Origin of the sequence: Pseudomonas protegens (assembly GCF_013407925.2) — a bacterium.
Classification (GTDB): Bacteria; Pseudomonadota; Gammaproteobacteria; order Pseudomonadales; family Pseudomonadaceae; genus Aquipseudomonas; species Aquipseudomonas fluorescens_AP.
The window spans coordinates 5,527,892-5,548,026 of sequence record NZ_CP060201.1 but is presented as its reverse complement, the minus strand read 5'-3'; the positions used below and the strand labels follow the sequence as shown (position 1 = coordinate 5,548,026).

Sequence of the window (20,135 nt, the reverse complement as noted above, 5' to 3'; positions counted from 1 at the left end):
TTGTCACAATCCCCGACCCGGCCGCCATCACGCCATGGGGGCATCAGGTGGCCGGCAGCGAGTTTCATCGCCAAGGATTTTTATGACTGCCAGCAACACCCACTTCCAGGCCACCCCTGGCCGCCTCGAACAGATGTCCACCCGCATCGCCTTTTTCATCGCCGGTTTCGGTATTGCCGCCTGGGCCCCGCTGGTGCCCTACGCCAAGGCCCGGGCCGGGCTCGACGAAGGCACACTGGGCCTGTTGCTGTTGTGCCTGGGGGTGGGTTCGATCCTGGCGATGCCGATTGCCGGGGCCCTGGCCGGACGTTTCGGCTGCCGTCGGGTGATGGCCGGCGGCACCTTGCTGATCTGCCTGGCCCTGCCCTTGCTGGCGACCCTGACCTCGATCCCGCTGTTGATGGCCGCGCTGTTCCTGTTCGGCGCCGGCCTGGGCGGCGTGGATTCCACGGTCAACCTGCAGGCGGTGATCGTCGAGCGCGCCAGCGGCAAGACCATGATGTCGGGCTTTCACGGGCTGTTCAGCCTCGGCGGGATCGTCGGCGCCGCCGGGGTCAGCGCCTTGCTCGGCCTGGGCCTGTCGCCACTGGGCGCGACCCTGGTGGTGATTGCCCTGATGCTGCTGGCCCTGCTCAAGGCCGCGCCGCACATGCTGCCCTACGGCAGCCAGAGCTCGGGCCCGGCCTTTGCCGTGCCCCATGGCGTGGTGCTGTTCATTGGCTGCCTGTGCTTTGTGGTGTTTCTCGCCGAAGGCGCGGTACTGGACTGGAGCGCGGTGTTCCTCACCGCCGAGCGCAACCTGGATGCGGCCTACGCCGGCCTGGGTTACGCGGCCTTTGCCCTGACCATGACCCTGGGCCGCCTGACCGGCGATGCCATCGTCCAGCGCCTGGGCGCACGCCGGGTGATCATCATCGGCGGCAGCACCGCCGCCGTCGGCCTGCTGCTGGCGACCCTGACCCCGGCCTGGGAAGCGGCGCTGCTGGGCTATGCCCTGGTGGGCGCGGGTTGCTCGAACATCGTGCCGGTGCTCTACACCGCCGTGGGCAAACAGCGAGTCATGCCGGAAAACATCGCCGTGCCGGCCATCACCACCCTGGGCTATGCCGGCATCCTGGCCGGCCCGGCGGTCATCGGCTTCATCGCCCATGGCAGCAGCCTGAGCGCGGCCTTCGGCCTGATCGCCGTGCTGCTGTTGGCAGTGGCCGCCAGCGGCAGAATACTCAAGCTGTAAGCGCCAAGCTCCAAGCTCCAAGCTCCAAGCTCCAAGCTTGCGGCTTGCGGCTTGCGGCTTGCAGCTAAGTCTTTGGCTTTTGATCTTGCTGCCCCTTCAGGAGGCCGAGTGCAGGCATTGCGCAGGGGGCAGCTCGGCAAGGATGCCGAGCTAGCCGCCCCAGGCCATGGATGGCCTGGGGCGGCGTGCCCCCGGAGCAATGCCGGAACGAGGGAACGCCGAGCCTAGGCGAGGCGCCGGATGCGGGGGCAGAAGCCTTTGGTGACTTTGGGCTTTTCAAAGTCACTCGCCGTAAGGGCGAAACCGCCAGCGGCCACACCCGCAGCAACGGATATGCCCCCCATCCCCGCCTACTCCAACAACGCCGGAGAACCCAGGCCAACAGGATCTCTCGGAGCACCATCGAGCAATGCCTCCACCACCGCCCGCGCCATCTCCACCGAATGCACCATGGACCAGATCAACCCGGTCTCCAGGCCACTACCCTGGCGGGTGATTTCATCACTGACCTCCTCGGCGCATTTAAGCAGCAACGCCACATGCACCAGCGCCTCCTCGACGCCCACGCCCGGGCGCACGCTGAACAGCGAGTCGGGTGCAACGGCCTGGGCCGTGGTCTTGAACTGGAACGTCGCAGGGTCCAATGGATGCCGGGCCAACGCTTCACGCAAGGACGCATTGGCGGCCTTGAGCTGGGGATCACGATAGGAAGTCGGTGGATCGGGAACGATCTTTTTCATGGTCAAACTCCTTGCAGATAAAAGGAGCCGACACCGATCGCTTGCACACGAATAAGGTGGCAGCCGTACGCAGGTGTGCAAGACCGAGTCTGCAAGGACACCCGGCAGATCCGAAGATCTCCCACGCACGGCCGCCATAACGCAGCGGACATGAAAACGATCAATCAGTGCTGATCGCTTGTGCGCCTTTGCAGAGTTCGGACTTGCACATCCGAGCCATCGATTTGGCGATGGCCCAGGCACCCTAGCCCGCCCACCAGGCGCATTCAAGCGGCCCGCAGTTTCTCGGATTTGCCTTACAAAAGAAAGCGACCAAACCCCGCCATAACGACCTTTAAGCCCACCTCCGCTCCAAGCTCACCACTTGCTGCTTGCTGCTTGCTGCTTGCTACTATCTGCCCCGCCAAGTCTGGAATCATGCCCCCCGCCTCAACAGGAGTGAGCACCAATGCCGCCGTTCTCCCGCGCCCCCCTTCTCGGCCTGCTGCTGGCCAGCCTCGCGGCCCAGGCCGCGCCAAAACAGGACCAGGACCTGCACATCTACTACAGCATGGTGCCCGGCCAGTTCATGCTGATCGGCAAGGAGCCGGACGGCGGCCCGACCTACGCCGGCACTGCGCTGATCCGCTACGAGAACCAGGCCCTGACCCTGGTCAAGACCGTCAACGGCAAGACCACCACCGCCGTCGGCAAAGTGGAACGCGCCCGCATGGCCGAGGCCGATGTCTTGCGTTTCAACTGGCCGGGGCACGCCGCCACCTGCCTGGTCCGCGGTGACCTGGACAACTATTCGCGCCTGAGCTGCTACTGGACCCGGAACGGCGTGGACCACCGCGAGCCGGGGCTGGAGGCCTACTTCCCCACCGAAACCTGGCCCGGCCATCAGGACTGAAACCTGCCAGCCGCCACCGCCCATAGCTCCCCCCTTGCCGAGCCCACGCCATGATCCAACTGATCGAGTACGACAACACCCAGCACCGCCAGCCCGTGATCGAGCTGTGGAAACGCGTCTTCGGTTACGACAGCGTCCACAACACCCCGGAGCTGGCCATCGAGCGCAAGCTCGCCGTGGACGACGGGCTGTTCTTCGTCGCCCTGGCCTCAGGGCAGGTCATCGGCACCCTGATGGCCGGCTACGACGGCCACCGTGGCTGGCTGTACTCCCTGGCGGTGGACCCGCAACAGCGCCGACTCGGCACCGGCCGGGCCCTGGTGCGCCACGGCGAACAGGCCCTGGGCGCCCGTGGCTGCCTGAAGATCAACCTGCAGATCCTCAGCAGCAACGCCGCGGTGCAGGGCTTCTACCAGGCCCTGGGTTATCAGGTTGAACCCCGGGTCAGCATGGGCAAGGTGCTCACCGCCAACCTCCCCGAGCACCTGCGCAGCTGAAGTGGCTGGAACTACCAGTTGTGCGGGTTGACTCGCGGCGGACGCAGCAGCTGCTGGGCCAGGGCGGCTGCGGCCAGCGGCGAGGCACTGTGCAGCAGCGGATAGCCCCAGAACTTTTCATAGCTGTCGGCAAACGCCTCGACCCGGGCCTGTGTCTCCGGCTGCGGGGCAATGACGATCATCGCCTTGATCCAGCGGCGGATCGCCGCCTTGTTGCGCTTCATCCACAACGAACCCTGCTTGAGCAACGCCTGGCTCCGAGCGCTGTTGCGCTGCTCGGGCTCAGGCATCAGATCACTCATCAGGACAAAGGCCTGGGCCCGCTGCATAAGCCCCTCCAACTGCTGGAAAGGGTCGACGCCCGGCTGCCCTGCGTCCTCGGCGCGACGCATCCAGACCAGGGGAAAATGCTGATGATCGAAGTACATGGGAACACCTCAAGAATCTAACAAACAAGAATGCTTATCATCTTCCCGAGAAACATTGTCCGCATCAGCCGAGATCGACAAGTTATTGACCAATCCAGCCAGATATTGCCACTGCCACAGGCGGCACTCTGACCTGGCGGCCACCGCGATCGTGAGTTTGACGAGGCATCGCCAGGCAAGGCCCTGCGGGCCTTTTCGCAGCCTCGCGGGCTCGGCAGCGGCTACAGGGCGTGGTTTTCCAGGGCTTGGCGACGTTCGGCAAAAAACCGCCCCGGCGGCTGGCCCACGGCTTTCTTGAACATGCGGATAAAGGCGCTGGCGCTGTCATAGCCCAGGGTCAGGGCCACACGCTCCACCGAGTCGCCCCGGCCCAATTGCTCAAGCCCCAGGAGGATGTGCAACTGACGCTGCCAGCGGCCGAAACTCAGGCCGGTCTCGGCCACGATCAAGCGGCTCAGGCTGCGTTCGCTGAGGCCGATCTGCTCGCCCCATTGCCCGAGGCTCAGGCGCCGTTGCGGCTGTTCAAGGATCTGCTGGGCCAGACGCCGCAGTTGTGCGTGCCGGGGCATGGGCAGGTGGATCTGCTCGCGGGGCGCAACCGCCAGCTCATCCAGGGTCACCGCGACCAGGCGCCCGGCGGCGCCGTCCTGGTCATACAGGAACGGCAGTTGCGCACAGCGCTTGAGCAACTCCTGCAACAGCGGCGACATCACCAGGGTGCAGCAGGCCTGAGGCAGCGAACGGGCGTGCTCGGGCTTGACCAACAGGCAATAGCCCTGGGCGTTCTCCAGCCCCTGGACCCGATGCTCGATCGCGCTGGGAATCCATACCGCGCACTGCGGCGGCGCCAGCCACAGGCCTTCGGCGCTCTCGCAACTGAGCACGCCGCCCGCGGGAAACAGCAGCTGGGCCTTGCGATGGCTGTGCCATGGCCGTTCCCAGCGCTGTTCTTGGGTCGAGATGCGCAGGGCACATACCGGACGTGCAATCGCGTCCGGGTCCTGGTCCTGCTGTTTCAAGACGGGCATCCACCTTCCTCCCCACGCCCGGGGCAAGCCCGCCATCGGCGCGACGCCGCTGCCTGCCCGGCAAGGTCGAGGATTGTGCCGGGCCCATGGGGCTTAGCCAAGCACCCCGGGCCACGCCGGCGCGCGGCCCCGCGCCCTAGCGGTAGTAGCCATAGCGGTAGCAGCAGCCGTGATAGTGCCCGGGGTAAACCACGCAGCCCCCCAAAGACAGCATCGTGGCCATGACAATCAGCAGTGCAATACGACGGGACATGATGAATTCCTCAAGGGTTCAGTGATACGACCGCTCTGCGGCGCTGGCCAACCTCGCCGGCGCTGCACAGGGTTACCGATTGAACGGCGCGCCCGGGCAACTTCCGTCGCCGCCACCGCCGAAATTTTTTCATCCGCCGCGCCCCGCGCCGTGTCGCAACCCTGGCCGCTGGCTGAACCGCGGTTGAACCGGGCCCGGATAAAAATTCATTTCCCCGCGACGGATTCTTCGGCCATCTATCGTTGAACCCATCAGCTGCGTTCAACAGCGAACGCAGGCCTGAAGGAGTCATCATGAAGCTTGCCCGTTGTCTGCCACGTCTTCGTACCCTGCTGCTGATCCCCCTGGCCTTCACGGCCCTGATCGGCAGCCCGGTCTTCGCCCAGACCGTGATCATTCAACAAGCTCCGCCGCCCATGCGCTACGAAGCGGCGCCCATGGCCCGGCCCGGTTATGCCTGGGATCGCGGCCACTGGCGCTGGCATGGACGCGGCTATGTCTGGGTGCCGGGCCACTGGCAGCCGGTGATGCGCCGTGGCCAGTGGGTGCCCGGGCACTGGCAGGCCCGCGGGCCGAACTGGTACTGGATCGAAGGCCATTGGCTGCGTTGAACACGCGCTCTTTTGGATCGCCCCATCACCGCAGCGAGAACCGCCGATTTGAACGAAACCGACCCGGATCTGGAGTTGCTGGCCCGCATCGGCAACAACGACGCCCAGGCCGTGCAAGAAATGGTCACCCGCAAGCTGCCGCGCCTGCTGGCCCTGGCCAGCCGCTTGCTGGGTGACGCCGACGAAGCCCGGGACATCGCCCAGGAGAGTTTTCTGCGGATCTGGAAACAGGCCGCGCACTGGCGCAGCGAGCAGGCGCGCTTCGACACCTGGCTGCACCGGGTCGCTCTGAACCTGTGCTATGACCGCCTGCGCCGGCGCAAGGACCACCTGCAAGCCGACAGCGAGGAGGCCATCGAGGCGCCGGACAGCGGCCCCACGCCGGAACAGCAGCTGGAAGCCCAAAGCCAGCAGCGACGCATGGCCCAGGCCCTGGACCGGCTGCCGGAGCGCCAGCGCGAGGCGATCGTCCTGCAGTACTACCAGGAGCTGTCCAACACCGAGGCCGCCGCGCTGATGAACATCAGCGTCGAGGCCCTGGAAAGCCTGCTGTCGCGGGCCCGACGCACCCTGCGCAGCCACCTCGCCGAGGCCCCCGGCGCGGACCTCTCAGGAAGGAGAAAACCATGACCCCCGAACGCTTTGCGTACCTGGCCGACGCCTATGGCGCAGACCTGCAACGCTGGCCCAGCGCCGAGCGCGCCCAGGCCCAGGCCCTGCTCGACACCGGGCATGCCACGGCCCGGCAAGTGCTGCAACAGGCGCGCTGGCTCGACACTCGGCTGGACAGTTACCGGGTGCCCGAACCAAGCCCGGCACTGGTGCGGCAGATCATCGCCACGGCAGTGCTGCACCCGCCGGCACCGACGCTCTGGCAGCGCTATGCCGGCTGGCTGACCTCCCTGGGCTGGATCGGGGTCGGCCTCAGCGGCGCCGCCGCCGGCATGCTGGCGGTGACCCTGAGCCTGCCGCTGCCGCCCTCCGCCGAGGCCTTGCCCAGTGTGCTGGACCAGAGCGACGCGGAATTCGTCCTGAGCATCAATGCCGAGGAGGCCGAACAGTGAACCTGTACCCCCGCCCACTGAAAACCTTGCTGCTGCTGTCGCTGCTGCTCAACGTGTTCCTGATCGGCGGCGTCGCCGGCGGCCTCTACCAATGGTTCGGCCAGCCCAAATCGAGCCAGGTCCTGGCGATGCCGCAACAGGGCCTGCGCCAAGCCATGGCGCAGATGCCGGAAGAACGCCGGCGCCAGTTGCGCCAACTGTTGCGCCAGACCCGCATCGACAGCCAGCCGCTGATCATTGCCGGGCGCGAGGCCCGCCAGGGGGTGGTTCGCGAGCTGGGGGCCGAAACACTGGACCGCCGTGCCCTGGACGCCGAGCTGGGCAAATCCCGCGAGGCCGACATCGCCCTGCGGGCCCGGGTGGATGAGGCCCTGGCCAATTTTGCCGGCGGCCTGTCGCTCAGGGAGCGCCAGCAACTGGTGGAATCCATGTACCTGCGAAACCCGGGGAAAAACCGCGCGGCCAATCGCGATTGAAAGACTCGGCGACGGATTCAGCCCCGGGCCGCGTTCAATGATCAAGCGCCCGCGATTACCGCGGGTTCACTGTCACTTCTCAAGGAAACCCAGCATGCGCCGTGTTATCCAAAGCGTCCTCATTGCCACCTTGCTTGGCAGCACCCTGGCCGGCTGCGTAGTGGAGCCGGTCCATCCACGTCGGCCGCCACCACCGCCCATGGTTGAAGTGATACCGATAGCGCCGGCGCCGAACTACCACTGGGTCGCCGGGCATTACCGCTGGCACGCCGGCCAGTGGGTCTGGACGCCGGGGCATTGGCGCTATTGATGGGGCCTAGGCCGCCAGCGCCTCCAGCAGCCAGGCCTTGAAGGCGTCCATGGCGGGGGTCTGCGCCCGCGACTGCAAGCGCGTCAGCCAATAGCTACCGGTGACGATGCCGATGTCAAACGGCTGCACCACCGCGCCACTGGCCAGTTGCCGCGCAAACATCAAGGGCGGCGCCAGGGCCACGCCCAGGCCCTGCAGGGCGGCTTCGAGCATGCCCAGGGACGAGTCGAAGACAATGCTCTGGGGCAGCAGGCTGTTGCTGCCCAGTCCCGCCGCCTGGAACCACTGCGGCCACTCGTCGGTGCGGTAGGAACGCAGCAGGGTCTGGCCCAATAGGTCCGCCGGGCTGTGCAACTGACGGGCGATCTCCGGCACGCACAGCACCGACAGCGGCGCCTGCAACAGCTCCAGGGCCTCGATGCCGTGCCAGGCTCCCGTGCCAAAACGGATGGCGTAGTCCAGGCCCTCGGCGGCCACGTCGACCCGGTTGTTGTTGGTGCTCAGGCGCAAGTCGATAAACGGATAGCGGGCCTGGAAGTCCCCCAGGCGCGGCAGCAACCAGCCGACCGCGAAAGTGCCTACGGCGCCCACCGTCAGCACCTCGCGGTAGTGCCCGCCGTCGAAGCGCCCGAGGGTCTGGGCGATGCGGTCAAAGCACTCGCGCAGCACCGGCAACAGCGTCTCGCCTTCGCTGGTGAGCATCAGCCCCCGGGGCAGACGCTTGAACAGGGTGACCTTGAGCTGGGCCTCCAGGCTCTTGACCTGATGGCTGACCGCCGCCTGGGTCACGCACAGCTCGATGGCCGCGCGGGTGAAACTCAAATGACGGGCCGAGGCTTCGAAAGCCCGCAGCGCGTTCAAGGGCAGGTGTGGACGGAGCATGGGCATTCCCTAGTTTTTCTAATGGCTCCTGCGAAATATCGTCGTTTGCCGATCCTGCGCAGACTGCCTACATTGGCCTCGCTCGCGCAGCGCTGACCACGTTCGCCCTTCCCGGGAAGACTCCGCGAGCACTGCGCCCCGGGGTTTCCGCAAAGAACCCCGAAGCCGGAAAGCCGCTGGGAATAGGCGGCAAAAAAATCAGAACCCATGGAAAACAGCCCATCATGCGCCATAAAACCTCAACCGGATTAGGCATCATCAGCGCCTGTGTACTGCTCCTCGGCAGCGTCGACGCCCTGGCCGAGAACCCCCAGGACAGCCGCCTGAAAACATCCGTGGATGCCACTATCCGTCCGCTGATGCAGCAGCAGGACATTCCAGGCATGGCAGTGGCGATCATCGCCAACGGCAAGCGACATTACTTTAACTACGGCCTTGCCTCCAAGGACAATCAACAGCCGGTGGACAACGACACCCTGTTCGAAGTGGGTTCGGTGAGCAAGACCTTCAGCGCGACCCTGGCCGGCTACGCCCAGGCCAGCGGCAAGCTGGCCCTCGAGGACCAAGCCAGCCAGTACTGGCCGGCCCTGCGCGGCAGCGCCTTCGACGGCATCAGCCTGTTGCAGTTGGGCACCTACAGTGCCGGTGGCCTGCCGCTGCAGTTCCCCGATGAGGTCCAGGGCGAAGACAAGATCCTGGATTACTACAACACCTGGAAGCCCACCTTCAGCCCGGGCACCCAGCGCCTGTACTCCAACCCCAGCATCGGCCTGCTCGGCTACCTCGCCGCCCGCAGCCTGGGCCAGCCCTACGATCAACTGCTGGAAAAGAGCCTGTTCCCCAAACTGGGGCTCAAGCACAGCTACATCAGGGTGCCCAAGGAGCAGCAGGCCCACTACGCCCAGGGCTATGACAAGCAGAACAAGCCGATCCGGGTCAGCCCAGGTCCCTTGGACGCCGAGGCCTACGGGGTCAAGACCAGTGCCCCGGACCTGCTGCAGTTCATTGCCGACAACCTGCAACCGCAGCCGTTGGACGACACCCTGCAAAAAGCCATCGCCAGCACCCAGAGCGGCTATTACCGGGTCGGCGACATGACCCAGGGCCTGGGCTGGGAACGCTATGCCTACCCGGTGCCGCTGGCGCGGCTGATGGCAGGCAACTCGTCGCCAATGGCCCTCAAACCGCACCCGGTAGAGTGGCTGACTCCAGCCCAACCGCCCAAGGCCGACGCCTTGTACAACAAGACCGGCTCCACCAGCGGCTTCGGCGCTTACGTAGTGTTTGTCCCGAGCAAGCAGATCGGCATCGTCCTGCTGGCCAACAAGAACTACCCCAACGAGGAACGGATCAAGGCCGCCCATGCGCTGCTCAACGCCCTGGAGGCGGCAAAGTAACCGAGCTGCACAACACCGTGCCCCCTGCTGCGCCCGATAAAAAACGCCACCGGCCTTCAACGCCAGGTGGCGTTTTTCTTGTTGCTTCGGCCATCGCGCCTAAACTCTGAAAATCCCCTCGACCGCTGGCCCCGGCCAGGCCGGGCATGCGGCGGCCAAGGGTTGCGACAAGGGCCTGCTTGCAGGATCGCGCTGAACCTTCTGCCAGGCTTCTCGGTCGATTACTGCAACCTGGACCCGCGCCGCCCTTGAGCAACGCGGGCACTACAGGCCCCCTCAGCCGCCGGAGACACGCCCTGTGATATCGACCCTGCAGATCGCCAGAATCAAAGCCTGGGGCGCCCATGGCTTTACCGCCACCGGTGTGGTCAGTGCCCTGCTCGCCACCCTGGCGCTGTTCGACAACCAGCCCAAGGCCTGCCTGCTATGGCTGGGGGTGGCGCTGCTGGTGGACGGCGTCGACGGCTCCCTGGCGCGCAAGGTCAACACCCGCTCGGTGCTGCCCAACATCGACGGCTCGGTGCTGGACCTGGTGATCGACTACCTGACCTACGTGTTCATTCCGGCGCTGTTCATCTACCGCTACATTCCCCTGCCGGAGTACAGCGCGCTGCTGGCTACCTCGCTGATCCTGCTGTCATCGCTGCTGTGCTTCTGCAACGTCAACATGAAGAGCCACGATAACTACTTCCAGGGTTTTCCCGCGGCCTGGAACGTGGTCGCCCTGTGTTTCTACCTGATCGAGCCCGGCCCCTGGCTGAGCTTGCTGAGCATCTTCGCCCTGGCCTTGCTGACCGCCACTCGGCTGCAGTTCCTGCATCCGTTCCGGGTGCGCAAGTGGATGGGGCTGAACATCATCGTGACCTTCGTCTGGCTGCTCAGTGGCGCGCTGCTGATCCTCAGCCACCCATTGCACAGCCCGTCGATCATGGGCCTGTGGCTGGCGGCCTCGGCCTATTTCCTGGGGATCTGCCTGTGGCGTTCGGCCCAGGAATGGGTGAGGAACAGCGGCAAGCTGTAAGCGGCCAGCGCCAAGCTTGCCGCCTAGCGCCTGCAGCTATCGATGGCTTGGGCCAGTTCGGCGATCGAGTAGGGTTTCTGCAGAAACACGAACTCCCGGGTGCGGCCTTCGGCCAGGGCCGGGCTGTAGCCGCTGGTGAGGATCACCGGCAACCCGGGGTAGTCGCTGCGGATCCGCCCGGCCAGTTCGATACCGCTCATGCCGGGCATCACCACATCGGAAAACACCGCCTGGAACCGGCCCTGCTCCTGACTCAGGCGACGCAGCGCCTCGGCGGCGCTGGTGGCCCACTCGACCTGATACCCCAGTTCGTTGAGGGACTGGGCCAGCAGCCGTCCCACTTGCGGATTGTCCTCCACCACCAGCAGTGTGGCGCCCTGCCCATCCGCCGGCAGCGCCACCGGGCCGGCCGGCAGCGGCGTGCCGGCCAAGGCTTCGGTGCGCGGCAGGTACAGGGTAAAGCGCGTGCCCTGCCCGGGCCGGCTATGGACCTCCAGGCCGCCGCCGGACTGCTTGGCGAAACCGAACACCTGGGACAGCCCCAGGCCGGTGCCCTTGCCCACCTCCTTGGTGGTGAAGAACGGCTCGAAGATCCGCTCGATCTGCTGCGGGTCGATGCCGGCCCCGGTATCGGTCAGCGACACCGCGACAAAATCCCCGACCTGGGCGCCCTGCCCGGCGGTGGCGGGAATCTGCGTCACCCGCTCCACGGCAATCACCAGCAAGCCTTCGCCCTGCATCGCGTCGCGGGCATTGACCGCCATATTGATCAGCGCGGTGTCGAACTGACCGACATCGGCATGGGTGTGGCAGGGCTGTTCCGGCAGCTCCAGACGCAGCTCGATGCAAGCGCCGATCAACGGATTGATCATCTGCGCCACCAGTTGCACGCTGGCGCCGACGTCGAAGGTTTCCGGACGCAGGTTCTGCTGGCGGGCATAGGCCAGCAGCTGGCCGGTGAGTTTGCTGGCGCGGTCGACGGTGTCGGAAATGGCCTCGATGTACAGCTGTCGGCGCTCCTCGCTGAGGTTGCGGCGCAACAGGTCGGTGGACGAACGGATCACCGTCAGCAGGTTGTTAAAGTCGTGGGCCACGCCGCCGGTGAGCTGCCCCACCGCCTCCATCTTCTGCGCCTGACGCAGGATGTCCTCGGTCTTGCGCAGGGCTTGCGCCGCCTCGCGCTCGGCCTGCATGTCACGGCCCACGGCATGGATATGCTGCGGGTCGGGCACCGCGCTCCAGGACACCCAGCGATAGCTGCCGTCCTGGTGCAGAAAGCGGTTTTCCACCCGGGAATAGCTCTGCCCCCGGGCCAGTTCGGCACTGGCGCTGGCGGCCGCGGCGCGGTCCTGGGGATGGATGAAATCGTAGAAGCTGCGGCCCTCCAGCTCGTCGCGCGGCCAGCCGAGCAACGCGGTCCAGGCCGGATTGACCGCGACGATGCGGCCGTCGAAGTCCGCCACCAGCATCAGGTCTGTGGACAGCTGCCAGATCCGGTCCCGCTCCTGGGTGCGCGCCTGGACCCGCTGCTCCAGGGATTCATTCAGGCGGCGCAGCTCTTCCTCGGCCGCGCGGGTGGCGCTGATGTCCCGCGAGATGCAGAGGATCTTCTCCGGCCGGCCGCTGGCATCGAGCATGGGCGTGACCTGCACATCCCACCATCGGGCGGTGCCGGCCAGGGTATTGGCCGCGCCCTGGAACCGCGCCGACTCGCCGGCCTGGGCCGCGGCAATCGCCGCCCGGGCTTCGAGGTTGCCCTGGCCCTGCCAGAAGTCCGGCCAGGGGCAGCCGACAATCGCATTGAAGTCGCTGACTTCCATGACCCGCAGCCCGCCCTCGCTCATGAACGACAAGCGGCCATCGAGGTCCAGCACCTTGATGCAGTCATTGCTGCTGGCCAGCACCCGGGTATTGAGCTCGCGGGTTTCCCGCAGATGGGCCTCGGTGCGCCGGGCATGCTGACCCAGAAGGACCCTTTCGGTGGTTTCCACGGTATGACAGAGCACCCCCAGCACCTGCTCCTGGCGCTCGTCGAACACCGGGCTCATGGAGAACGACCACCAGGTCAATTCCTCGCCGGGGTAGCGCTGCATGTTCACCGGCAGGTCTTCGTGCCGGCACGAATGCCCGAGGAAGGCCTGCTCCACCATCGGCTGCACATCCGGCCAGGCATCGGCCCAGAGCGTCTCGATGGTTTGCCCCAGGGCGTTGTCCAGGCGCGGCCCAAGCACCGGGCGATAGGCGTCGTTGAAGAAGAACTGCTTCTGCGGGCCCCACAGCAGGTACAGGCTCTCGGGGGACTCAAGCACCAGGCTCAAGGTGCTGTGCAACAGGCTCGGCCAATGCTCCCGCGGGCCCACGGCGGTGTGCGACCAGTCGTACTGGCGGATCGCGGCACCGGTCTGGCCACCGCGCAAGGTCTGGGGAGCGGCACCACGGGGAGGAGAACGAGTCATGAACACATCACACAAGAGGAAAGGGGCGGCACTGCATGCCTGAGGCCGGCTCAGGATAACTGACCCTGGGAATCCGCAGAAGTTGGCAAACCGCGAAGCCGATTCAAACCCGGACGCCAGGGCGCCGGCGGATGCCTTTAAACCCGCACCGCGCTGGTGCATGCTGCGTCGACTGTGCCACCCGCCCGACGAGAACACCGCGATGAACACCACCACCCTGCTGCTCTACACCTCAAGCTGCTTTATCGGCGCGCTGATCCCCGGCCCGACCTCGCTGTTGGCCATGGCCAACGGCACCTCGCGCAATCGCCAGCTGGTGGCGGTGGGCATGGCCGGCGCGGCGCTCTCGGATGTGCTGATCATTGCCGCCGTGGGCCTGGGATTGGGGGCGATGCTGATGGCTTCGCAGCCATTGTTCATGGTCTTGAAATGGGTCGGCGTGTGCTACCTGGCCTGGCTCGGCATCCAGCTCTGGCGCAGCGCCCCACAGGCCCTCGACGCCCAGCAGGTGCGGGCCGGCTCGCGGCGTGGCGAGGTGTTCCGGCGCAGCTTCTCGGTGGCCATGACCAACCCCAAGGTGCTGCTGTTTTTCACGGCTTTTCTGCCGCAATTCGTCGACCCCGCCCAGCCGATCTTCATCCAGTACGCCACCCTGGCGCTGGTCACCGCGCTGGTGGAAGTGCTGGTGATGGGCCTGTATGCCGCGGGCGGGGTGCAGGCGGCGAAATTCCTCACCGCCAGCGGCATGCGCCGGCTCAATCAATGCTGCGGCGCGAGCATGCTGTCGCTGGCGGCATTTTTGGCACTCTACCGCCGCAACTGACAGGTGCTTTTTGCTTGCGGCTTGCCGCTGCGTTTAAAAGGCCAGCTTGTAGCCGATGGAGAACAGCATGACCGCCAGGCATGGGCGCAGGATCTCGTCGGAAATCCGCCCGGTCATGTGGCTGCCGATCCAGATCCCCGGCAGCGAGCCCATCAGCAGGAAGCCCAGCAGGTGCCAGTCCATGTTGCCCATGCTGGCGTGGCCCAGGCCGGCCACCAGGGTCAGCGGCACGGCGTGGGCGATCTCGGTGCCCACCAGGCGCTTGGTGGCCAGGAACGGATAGAGAATGAACAGCGCCACGGTGCCCAGGGCGCCGGCGCCGATGGAGGTCAGGGCGACCATGGTGCCGAGGATCAGCCCGGTGACCACGGTCAGGCCGTTGAGGCCGCCGGGGCTGGGCTGGTAATCCTTGCCGTGGCGCTGGGCGAAGGCCATGAGCTTTTTCTTGAACACGATGGCCAGGGCCGTGAGCAGCAGGACAAAGCCCAGCCCCTGCTTGATCACCGCGTTCAAGGCGTGGGGATCGGAGTCCAGGTTGTTCAAAAACCACAGGGTGGCCAGCACCGCCGGCACGCTGCCCAGGGTCAGCCAGCCGGTGATGCGCCAGTCGATATTGCGGTTCTTCTGATGCACCAGCACCCCACCGGACTTGGTGATGGCGGCGTACAGCAGGTCAGTGCCCACCGCCGTGGCCGGGTTGATGCCGAACCAGAGCAGGATCGGGGTCATCAGCGAGCCGCCTCCGACCCCGGTCATGCCGACGATAAATCCCACTACCAGGCCTGCGATTACAAAACCGAAATTACCCACATCCATCGATAAAAAACCCTACAGATCACGCGGCCAGGTGAAAAACTGGCGGCAGCATAGCGGCTAATGCTTATGTCCATTTATATAAATAAAATCTAACGTTATAACCAAGGGCGTTTTCCCATGCATTCGGCGCATCAATTCCCCTGAGCACTTGCGAACCGCACAAGCCCAATGCCCCTGGCGCCGCGAAGCCGAGCCCGCCGCGGTCGCGCCCGCCCCAGGCACCCGGAGCTTGCACAGCGTCCCCCGACATCCGCTATCCTGCCGGGCGCTTGCCGGGGCGCGGCGCGGACCGCAGCCCCTCCGTCTCCCAAGGAAGGTCCATGACACCCGACCAGAACCCGTACCAGATCGAGCACCAACGCATCCGCTTTCGACGCCTGAGCCTGGGCCAGGAAGTGCCCGGGCACACCCCGGCCGCCCGTGGCAACTGGGGCCTGGCGCTGTCCGGCGGCGGCATCCGCAGCGCAACCTTCTGCCTGGGCGTCCTGCAAGCCATGGCCCGGGCCCCGGCGCCCAGCGCGAGCACCCGACCAGCGCCGCCGGCCACCGGCGCCGATGCCGATGCCGATGCCGATGCCGATGCCGATGCCGAGCACAGCCTGCTGTCGCGCATCGACTACCTGTCCACGGTCAGTGGCGGCGGCTACATCGGCGGTTTCTTCTCCAGCCTGTTCCTCCCCGGGCGCCTGCGCCAGCCGACCTCCCAGGACCCGGTGGCCCAGGCGGCCCGCGATGCCTACCAGGCCCTGCGCTTCGAACCGCCGGGGCGTATCAGCACCGGCGTCGACTACGCCCAGCAGCCCGTGGGCCAGGGCCCCATGGCCTGGTTGCGGGAGAACGGTCGCTACCTGACCCCCACCGGCTCCGGCGACATGCTCTACGCCCTGGCCATGACCTGGCGCAACTGGCTGTCGCTGCAGGCCATGATCGGCCTGCCGATCCTGCTGGTGCTCAGTCTGCTGACCCTGTTCCAGGTGCTCAGTCACGCCAGCCTGCTGCTCTGGCCGCTGATGGCCGGGGTGCTGTTCGCCCTGCCCTGCGCCGTGGCGTACTGGCTGATCATTCCCCAGGGCGACCTGGACCGGCCGCCGAGCCTGGGCAACGCGGCGTACCGGAGCATGCTCGGCGTGGTCGGCGGCCTGTGGCTCGGTGGCGCCCTGGCCTACGGGCTGGCCCAGTGGCACGCGGTGGGCGCCCTGACCCTGGCCGGCGCCCTGGTGGGCAGTGGCGCCTTGCTGATCACCCGGCAACTGGTGAAGCGCCTGGCCGACAACCGCGACCCGGCCAAGGACAACGCCTGCGCCAACAGCGTGCGCAACTATCGGGTGCAGATCACCCGGGCCCTGGGTCGGGCCATGGCCGCTGTGGCGGTGCTGGGGTTCCTCGCCCTGCTGGTGACCGCGGCCCAGGCGCTGTATCGCTACCTGCATGACCTGCGGGCCCTGGGCAGCCTGCTGGCGCTGATCGCGGTGGTCTGGCTGGTGCGGCGCCTGGCCTTGCTCAAGGATGAAAAGAGCCTGCCGGGCTGGATGCACAGGCTACCGCTGGACCTGCTCGCGCTGCTGGCCGGTGGCCTGCTGCTGAGCCTGCTGTGTCTGTGCTGGGCCTTGCTGGTGCAATGGATCGCCTACGACGGCGCCGTGATTGCCGGCGAGCACGCGGTGGCCTGGCGACTCGCGGCGCTGAGCCTGCTGGCGGCCTTGCTGACCCACCTCAGCGGGCGCTTCATCGGTTTTCTCAACACCTCGTCGCTGCAGGCCTTCTACTCGGCACGCCTGACCCGCGCCTACCTCGGCGCCTCCAATGGCCGGCGCTTCAACGGCCCGGCGCAACAGCGCCGCACCTACATGAGCGTGGCCGAGCCGATGTCCAGCGACGACCTGTCGCTGCAGCAGTACTACGCCAGCCCCAGCGCCGGCCCGGTGCACCTGATCAACGTCACCATGAACCTCACCGTCGACCCGGCCGAACAGCTGGTGCAGCGCGACCGCAAGGGCAAGCCGCTGTGCATCGCGCCGAACTGGGCCCCCGACAGCCCGGCGCCAACCAGCCAGTGCCCGGCAGAGCGCTACCTCCTCGACGGCCAGGCCTATCGCCGCGACCTCGAGCATGGCCCGGCCTCGGAAATCATGCGTCCGCTGACCCTGGGCCAGTGGATCGGCGTTTCCGGCGCAGCCTTCAGCACCGGCCTGGGCCGCGCCACCAGCCTCGGCATGTCGCTGGTGCTGGGGCTGGCCAACGTGCGCCTGGGCCTGTGGTGGCCCAGCCACTTCCTCGACCCCGGGCAACAGCAATGGGCGCCCCGCGACCTCAAGCCGTGGATCCGCTACAGCACCCAGGCCTACCTGTTCTATGAACTGACCGCGCGCTTTCACGGCTACCGCCGCGACTACCAGTACCTGTCGGACGGCGGACACTTTGAGAACACCGGTACCTACGAACTGCTGCGCCAAGGGCGCAAGGTTGAGTTGATCATCACCTGCGACGCCGGCTGCGACCCCGACTACCAGTTCGACGACCTGGCCAACCTGGTGCGCCTGGCGCGCATCGATCAGGCCCTGGAGATCCGCGAAGACCCCGGCGTGCTGAGCCATCCGCAGTTGAAGACGGTATTTGCCAGCCTGGAAGAGTTTCGCCAGCCGCCGAGCGCCGACAACCAGAAATGCGCCCTGCTGCTGAATGTCCATGCCCACTCCCCGGACCGCGAGGATGACCTGTGCCAGACGCCCCATTGCCGGATCCTGGTGCTCAAGCCGCGGCTGATTGCCGGACTGACGCCGGACGTACTCAACTACGCCCGGACCAACCCGAGCTTTCCCAACCAGAGCACCGTGGACCAGTTTTTCGACGAGGCACAGTTCGAGAGTTACCGGCAACTGGGCCTGAGCATCGGCCAGCAACTGTTCGGCACCCAGTGCCAGCCCAGCGCGATGGCCCAGGCCTTGTGGCGCTACCTGCAATAGGCAGGCGCCGCCCGGGCTTGCAGCAACGCCCGGGCGCCCCTCACGCGGCCTTGTGCCGCTTCACCGCCTCCAGCCATGACGCCTCAAGGCGCTCCTGCTGCGGATCGATACCCTGCTCGGCCAGCAGCGCCAGATGCCGCTCCACCTCGCCCAGCATCTGCCCGTGGGCGCTGGAGTTGGCGTCCAGCTGATGCATCTGCAGCAGCCCCAGGTGATAGAAACGCAGCAGCTTGAGCGCCGCCGGATCGCCCGCCGCCACCCCGGCGGTGACCTGATGCATGACATTGGTCACCCGCATCAGACTGCGCTTGAGACGCCAGCCATAGACCGCCGCGGCCATCCACGGCTTGCTCCAGAACACACTGCGCAACAGCGCCGCGCTGATCAGCAGACCGGTGAACACCCCCGCCGCGTTCCACACCAGATTGTCGCCCCCCGGCTGACCGAACAGCGCCACCGCGGCGCTGGAAAACAGCATGGCCAGGGCGATGAACACCAGCGCGATGATCAAAGTGCTGCGACGGGTTTGCCGCCGGTAAGTCTCAGGGTCCTGCGGGGTGATGACGAACATGGGCGCGACGGGCTCCGTTGGCAGTGGGTCAATTTTCAGGCGGGCATTATCACCGTTGGGGACGGGAGCGGTGGTTTAAATCGCTAATAGGCCGCAGAAATACGCCATAACCCTGATCCAGATCGGCGTATAGCTACTGCCTCGCCTCAACGCCGGACTCTACCCAACGAACGTCCCAGGCGCCGCCAGCCCAGCACCACCCCGGTGCCACTGATCAGCAAACCACCGACGCTGAACACAATCATCCAAACATCCCACAGTGGCCGGTTGGCCAGCAGGGGCAGCCAGTCCCAGCTGTGCAACAGGGCGAACAGCCAGCGCGAGGCGCGGCGCGGCTGGTCCAGTTGACTGACCACCGCGCCGGTGTGCAGGTCCAGGTGCAGCCAGGTCTGGGCCGGGTCGTCGAAGCGCACCCGCAGCACCGGCAGGCGCTGCTGCAGGTGGCCCATCATGCTGTGGGGCTCGCGGGCGTAGTAATAGAAGTCGTAGGCCGTCAGTTGCTGGACGATCATCGGCCGCTCGGGGCGGATGGCCCAGGCGGCCTGCTGCAAGGTGCCCGGGCTGAACTGGCGCAAGACCTGTTGGTCGGCCATGGACAGAATCCGTGTGCGCCCGGCGCCGTCGTAGCCGATGACGTAGCCCTTGGCGCCGATCATCCGCCACTCCAGCTCCCGGGCCTTCAGGCCGTCGTCGGCAAAGCGCTGCAGGGCCTGGCTCGCGCTCAGGGGAAAGGCCGCCGGGTGCAGCGGTGCGCCCTGATAGGCGGCCAGCGACAAGGGCTGGGCGCTGCTGAAGATCTGCCACGGGTTCATCGACATCAGGCCGCTGAAAATCCAGGTGATGGCCAGTACCCCGAACAACAGGCCGCCCAGGTGATGCCAGCGGGCAAAGCCCTGGTACGGCGAGTGCGAGCCGTTGCGATAGGTGCGCGTGAAGCGCCAGCGCAGCACGCCCACGGCCAGGCCGAGCACGGTCATCAGGGTCGCGGCCAGGGACAGGTAAGTGACGATCGGCCCCCAGGCGCCATCGATGCCGATGCCGCGCAGCGGGTACAGCCAGTGCAGCCAGGCCCCGATCCAGTTCCAGCCGCGCTCGGTGGCGGTGGCGTCGCGCACCACCTCGCCGGTGCTGCCCGAGACATACAACAGGCGGCGCTCGGCATCGGCGGTGGCCACCCGGTGCAAGGGCCGGTCGGCGTCCAGGGCCCGGGACTGGCTCCACATGTCGCCCTGTACCGCGCCGCGATCGCGCACCGCCACCCCCGGCGCGAATTGCCGGGCCGCCGCCAGGGCCTCGACCCGGTCAGTGGGCAACGCCTGCAGGCCACTGTCGGCCTCGATCGCCACCTTGCGCGGCCCCGGGTATTCGAGGATGTAACGCGGCGCGCCGGCCACCGTGGTCAGGCGGATGCTCGACGGCGCCTGCTCGGGATCGGCGGCGTGCAGCACCTGCTCCAGGTCGACCCCCTCCCGCTCCAGGACCAGCACTGGCAAATGCGCCAGACGCTCGGCGGGGGTCAGTTTGGGGTAGCCGACATACAGCATCACCACCCCGGAGATAAACCACAGGGCCATAAACAGGCAGGCGACAATGCCCAGCCAACGGTGCCAGAGGTACAGATAACGCTTCATCGCAGGCCTCTCACAAAAACAGCCATCTCACAGAGGCGCGGG

General features: G+C 66.5%; 20 protein-coding genes. 12 read left to right on the top strand and 8 right to left on the bottom strand.

Annotated elements, in window-relative coordinates; all coding sequences use genetic code 11:
* Positions 1–82 precede the first annotated feature (82 nt).
* Positions 83–1,234 (top strand): MFS transporter, encoded by a 1,152-nt coding sequence (locus GGI48_RS25695; protein WP_179600648.1) that lies wholly within the window; start codon positions 83–85, stop codon positions 1,232–1,234.
* A gap of 350 nt (positions 1,235–1,584) precedes the next feature.
* Here the strand turns inward: GGI48_RS25695 and GGI48_RS25690 are convergent, their stop codons facing one another.
* Positions 1,585–1,974, bottom strand: coding sequence for a hypothetical protein (locus tag GGI48_RS25690; RefSeq protein WP_179600646.1), 390 nt, complete (start codon positions 1,972–1,974; stop codon positions 1,585–1,587).
* Positions 1,975–2,422: 448 nt separating this feature from the next.
* Here GGI48_RS25690 and GGI48_RS25685 point away from each other — a divergent pair, with 448 nt between their 5' ends.
* Complete coding sequence (locus GGI48_RS25685) at positions 2,423–2,866, top strand: hypothetical protein (protein WP_179600644.1); 444 nt, start codon at positions 2,423–2,425, stop codon at positions 2,864–2,866.
* 50 nt (positions 2,867–2,916) lie between these two features.
* Positions 2,917–3,363, top strand: a complete 447-nt coding sequence (locus tag GGI48_RS25680) for a GNAT family acetyltransferase (protein ID WP_047305386.1) — start codon at positions 2,917–2,919, stop codon at positions 3,361–3,363.
* An 11-nt stretch (positions 3,364–3,374) separates the two neighbouring features.
* Here GGI48_RS25680 and GGI48_RS25675 read toward each other — a convergent pair whose 3' ends face one another.
* Positions 3,375–3,791 carry a hypothetical protein gene (locus tag GGI48_RS25675; protein ID WP_016964537.1) on the bottom strand — a complete coding sequence of 139 codons (417 nt, stop codon included), beginning with the start codon at positions 3,789–3,791 and terminating at the stop codon, positions 3,375–3,377.
* A 221-nt stretch (positions 3,792–4,012) separates the two neighbouring features.
* Positions 4,013–4,819 carry an AraC family transcriptional regulator gene (locus GGI48_RS25670; protein WP_179600642.1) on the bottom strand — a complete coding sequence of 269 codons (807 nt, stop codon included), beginning with the start codon at positions 4,817–4,819 and terminating at the stop codon, positions 4,013–4,015.
* A gap of 546 nt (positions 4,820–5,365) precedes the next feature.
* Here GGI48_RS25670 and GGI48_RS25665 point away from each other — a divergent pair.
* From GGI48_RS25665 to GGI48_RS25645, 5 genes are all read left to right on the top strand, one after another.
* The gene (locus GGI48_RS25665) at positions 5,366–5,683 is read left to right on the top strand and encodes a YXWGXW repeat-containing protein (RefSeq protein ID WP_016964534.1); all 318 of its coding nucleotides are present in this window, start codon (positions 5,366–5,368) and stop codon (positions 5,681–5,683) included.
* Positions 5,684–5,731: 48 nt separating this feature from the next.
* Positions 5,732–6,313 (top strand): RNA polymerase sigma factor, encoded by a 582-nt coding sequence (locus GGI48_RS25660; RefSeq protein ID WP_047305389.1) that lies wholly within the window; start codon positions 5,732–5,734, stop codon positions 6,311–6,313.
* Complete coding sequence (locus GGI48_RS25655; protein ID WP_179600639.1) at positions 6,310–6,747, top strand: hypothetical protein; 438 nt, start codon at positions 6,310–6,312, stop codon at positions 6,745–6,747. Before GGI48_RS25660 ends, GGI48_RS25655 begins: the two co-directional genes overlap by 4 nt.
* Positions 6,748–6,749: 2 nt before the next feature.
* Entirely contained in the window at positions 6,750–7,223 is a 474-nt protein-coding gene (locus GGI48_RS25650; protein WP_181957253.1) for a periplasmic heavy metal sensor, read from the top strand.
* Positions 7,224–7,317: 94 nt separating this feature from the next.
* On the top strand, positions 7,318–7,533 hold the full coding sequence (locus GGI48_RS25645) for a YXWGXW repeat-containing protein (protein ID WP_016964530.1): 216 nt from the start codon (positions 7,318–7,320) through the stop codon (positions 7,531–7,533).
* A 6-nt stretch (positions 7,534–7,539) separates the two neighbouring features.
* Here the strand turns inward: GGI48_RS25645 and GGI48_RS25640 are convergent, their stop codons facing one another.
* Positions 7,540–8,415 (bottom strand): LysR substrate-binding domain-containing protein, encoded by an 876-nt coding sequence (locus GGI48_RS25640; protein ID WP_016964529.1) that lies wholly within the window; start codon positions 8,413–8,415, stop codon positions 7,540–7,542.
* 224 nt (positions 8,416–8,639) lie between these two features.
* Here GGI48_RS25640 and ampC point away from each other — a divergent pair, with 224 nt between their 5' ends.
* The gene (gene ampC, locus GGI48_RS25635) at positions 8,640–9,812 is read left to right on the top strand and encodes a class C beta-lactamase (RefSeq protein ID WP_179600635.1); all 1,173 of its coding nucleotides are present in this window, start codon (positions 8,640–8,642) and stop codon (positions 9,810–9,812) included.
* Positions 9,813–10,110: 298 nt separating this feature from the next.
* Complete coding sequence (gene pcsA, locus GGI48_RS25630) at positions 10,111–10,833, top strand: phosphatidylcholine synthase (protein ID WP_179600633.1); 723 nt, start codon at positions 10,111–10,113, stop codon at positions 10,831–10,833.
* Between the two features lie 23 nt (positions 10,834–10,856).
* Here pcsA and GGI48_RS25625 read toward each other — a convergent pair whose 3' ends face one another.
* Positions 10,857–13,289 (bottom strand): PAS domain-containing protein, encoded by a 2,433-nt coding sequence (locus GGI48_RS25625; protein ID WP_179600631.1) that lies wholly within the window; start codon positions 13,287–13,289, stop codon positions 10,857–10,859.
* Positions 13,290–13,449: 160 nt separating this feature from the next.
* Here GGI48_RS25625 and GGI48_RS25620 point away from each other — a divergent pair, with 160 nt between their 5' ends.
* On the top strand, positions 13,450–14,112 hold the full coding sequence (locus GGI48_RS25620; protein ID WP_260620539.1) for a LysE family translocator: 663 nt from the start codon (positions 13,450–13,452) through the stop codon (positions 14,110–14,112).
* A 33-nt stretch (positions 14,113–14,145) separates the two neighbouring features.
* Here the strand turns inward: GGI48_RS25620 and GGI48_RS25615 are convergent, their stop codons facing one another.
* Positions 14,146–14,928: a sulfite exporter TauE/SafE family protein gene (locus GGI48_RS25615; RefSeq protein WP_016964526.1), complete on the bottom strand. Its 783-nt coding sequence runs from the start codon at positions 14,926–14,928 to the stop codon at positions 14,146–14,148.
* Positions 14,929–15,248: 320 nt separating this feature from the next.
* Here GGI48_RS25615 and GGI48_RS25610 point away from each other — a divergent pair, with 320 nt between their 5' ends.
* Positions 15,249–17,891, top strand: a complete 2,643-nt coding sequence (locus GGI48_RS25610; RefSeq protein ID WP_179600629.1) for a hypothetical protein — start codon at positions 15,249–15,251, stop codon at positions 17,889–17,891.
* 40 nt (positions 17,892–17,931) lie between these two features.
* Here GGI48_RS25610 and GGI48_RS25605 read toward each other — a convergent pair whose 3' ends face one another.
* Positions 17,932–18,462: a DUF3087 domain-containing protein gene (locus tag GGI48_RS25605; protein ID WP_047305396.1), complete on the bottom strand. Its 531-nt coding sequence runs from the start codon at positions 18,460–18,462 to the stop codon at positions 17,932–17,934.
* A 146-nt stretch (positions 18,463–18,608) separates the two neighbouring features.
* Positions 18,609–20,093, bottom strand: a complete 1,485-nt coding sequence (locus GGI48_RS25600) for a PepSY domain-containing protein (RefSeq protein ID WP_179600627.1) — start codon at positions 20,091–20,093, stop codon at positions 18,609–18,611.
* Positions 20,094–20,135: the final 42 nt, after the last annotated feature.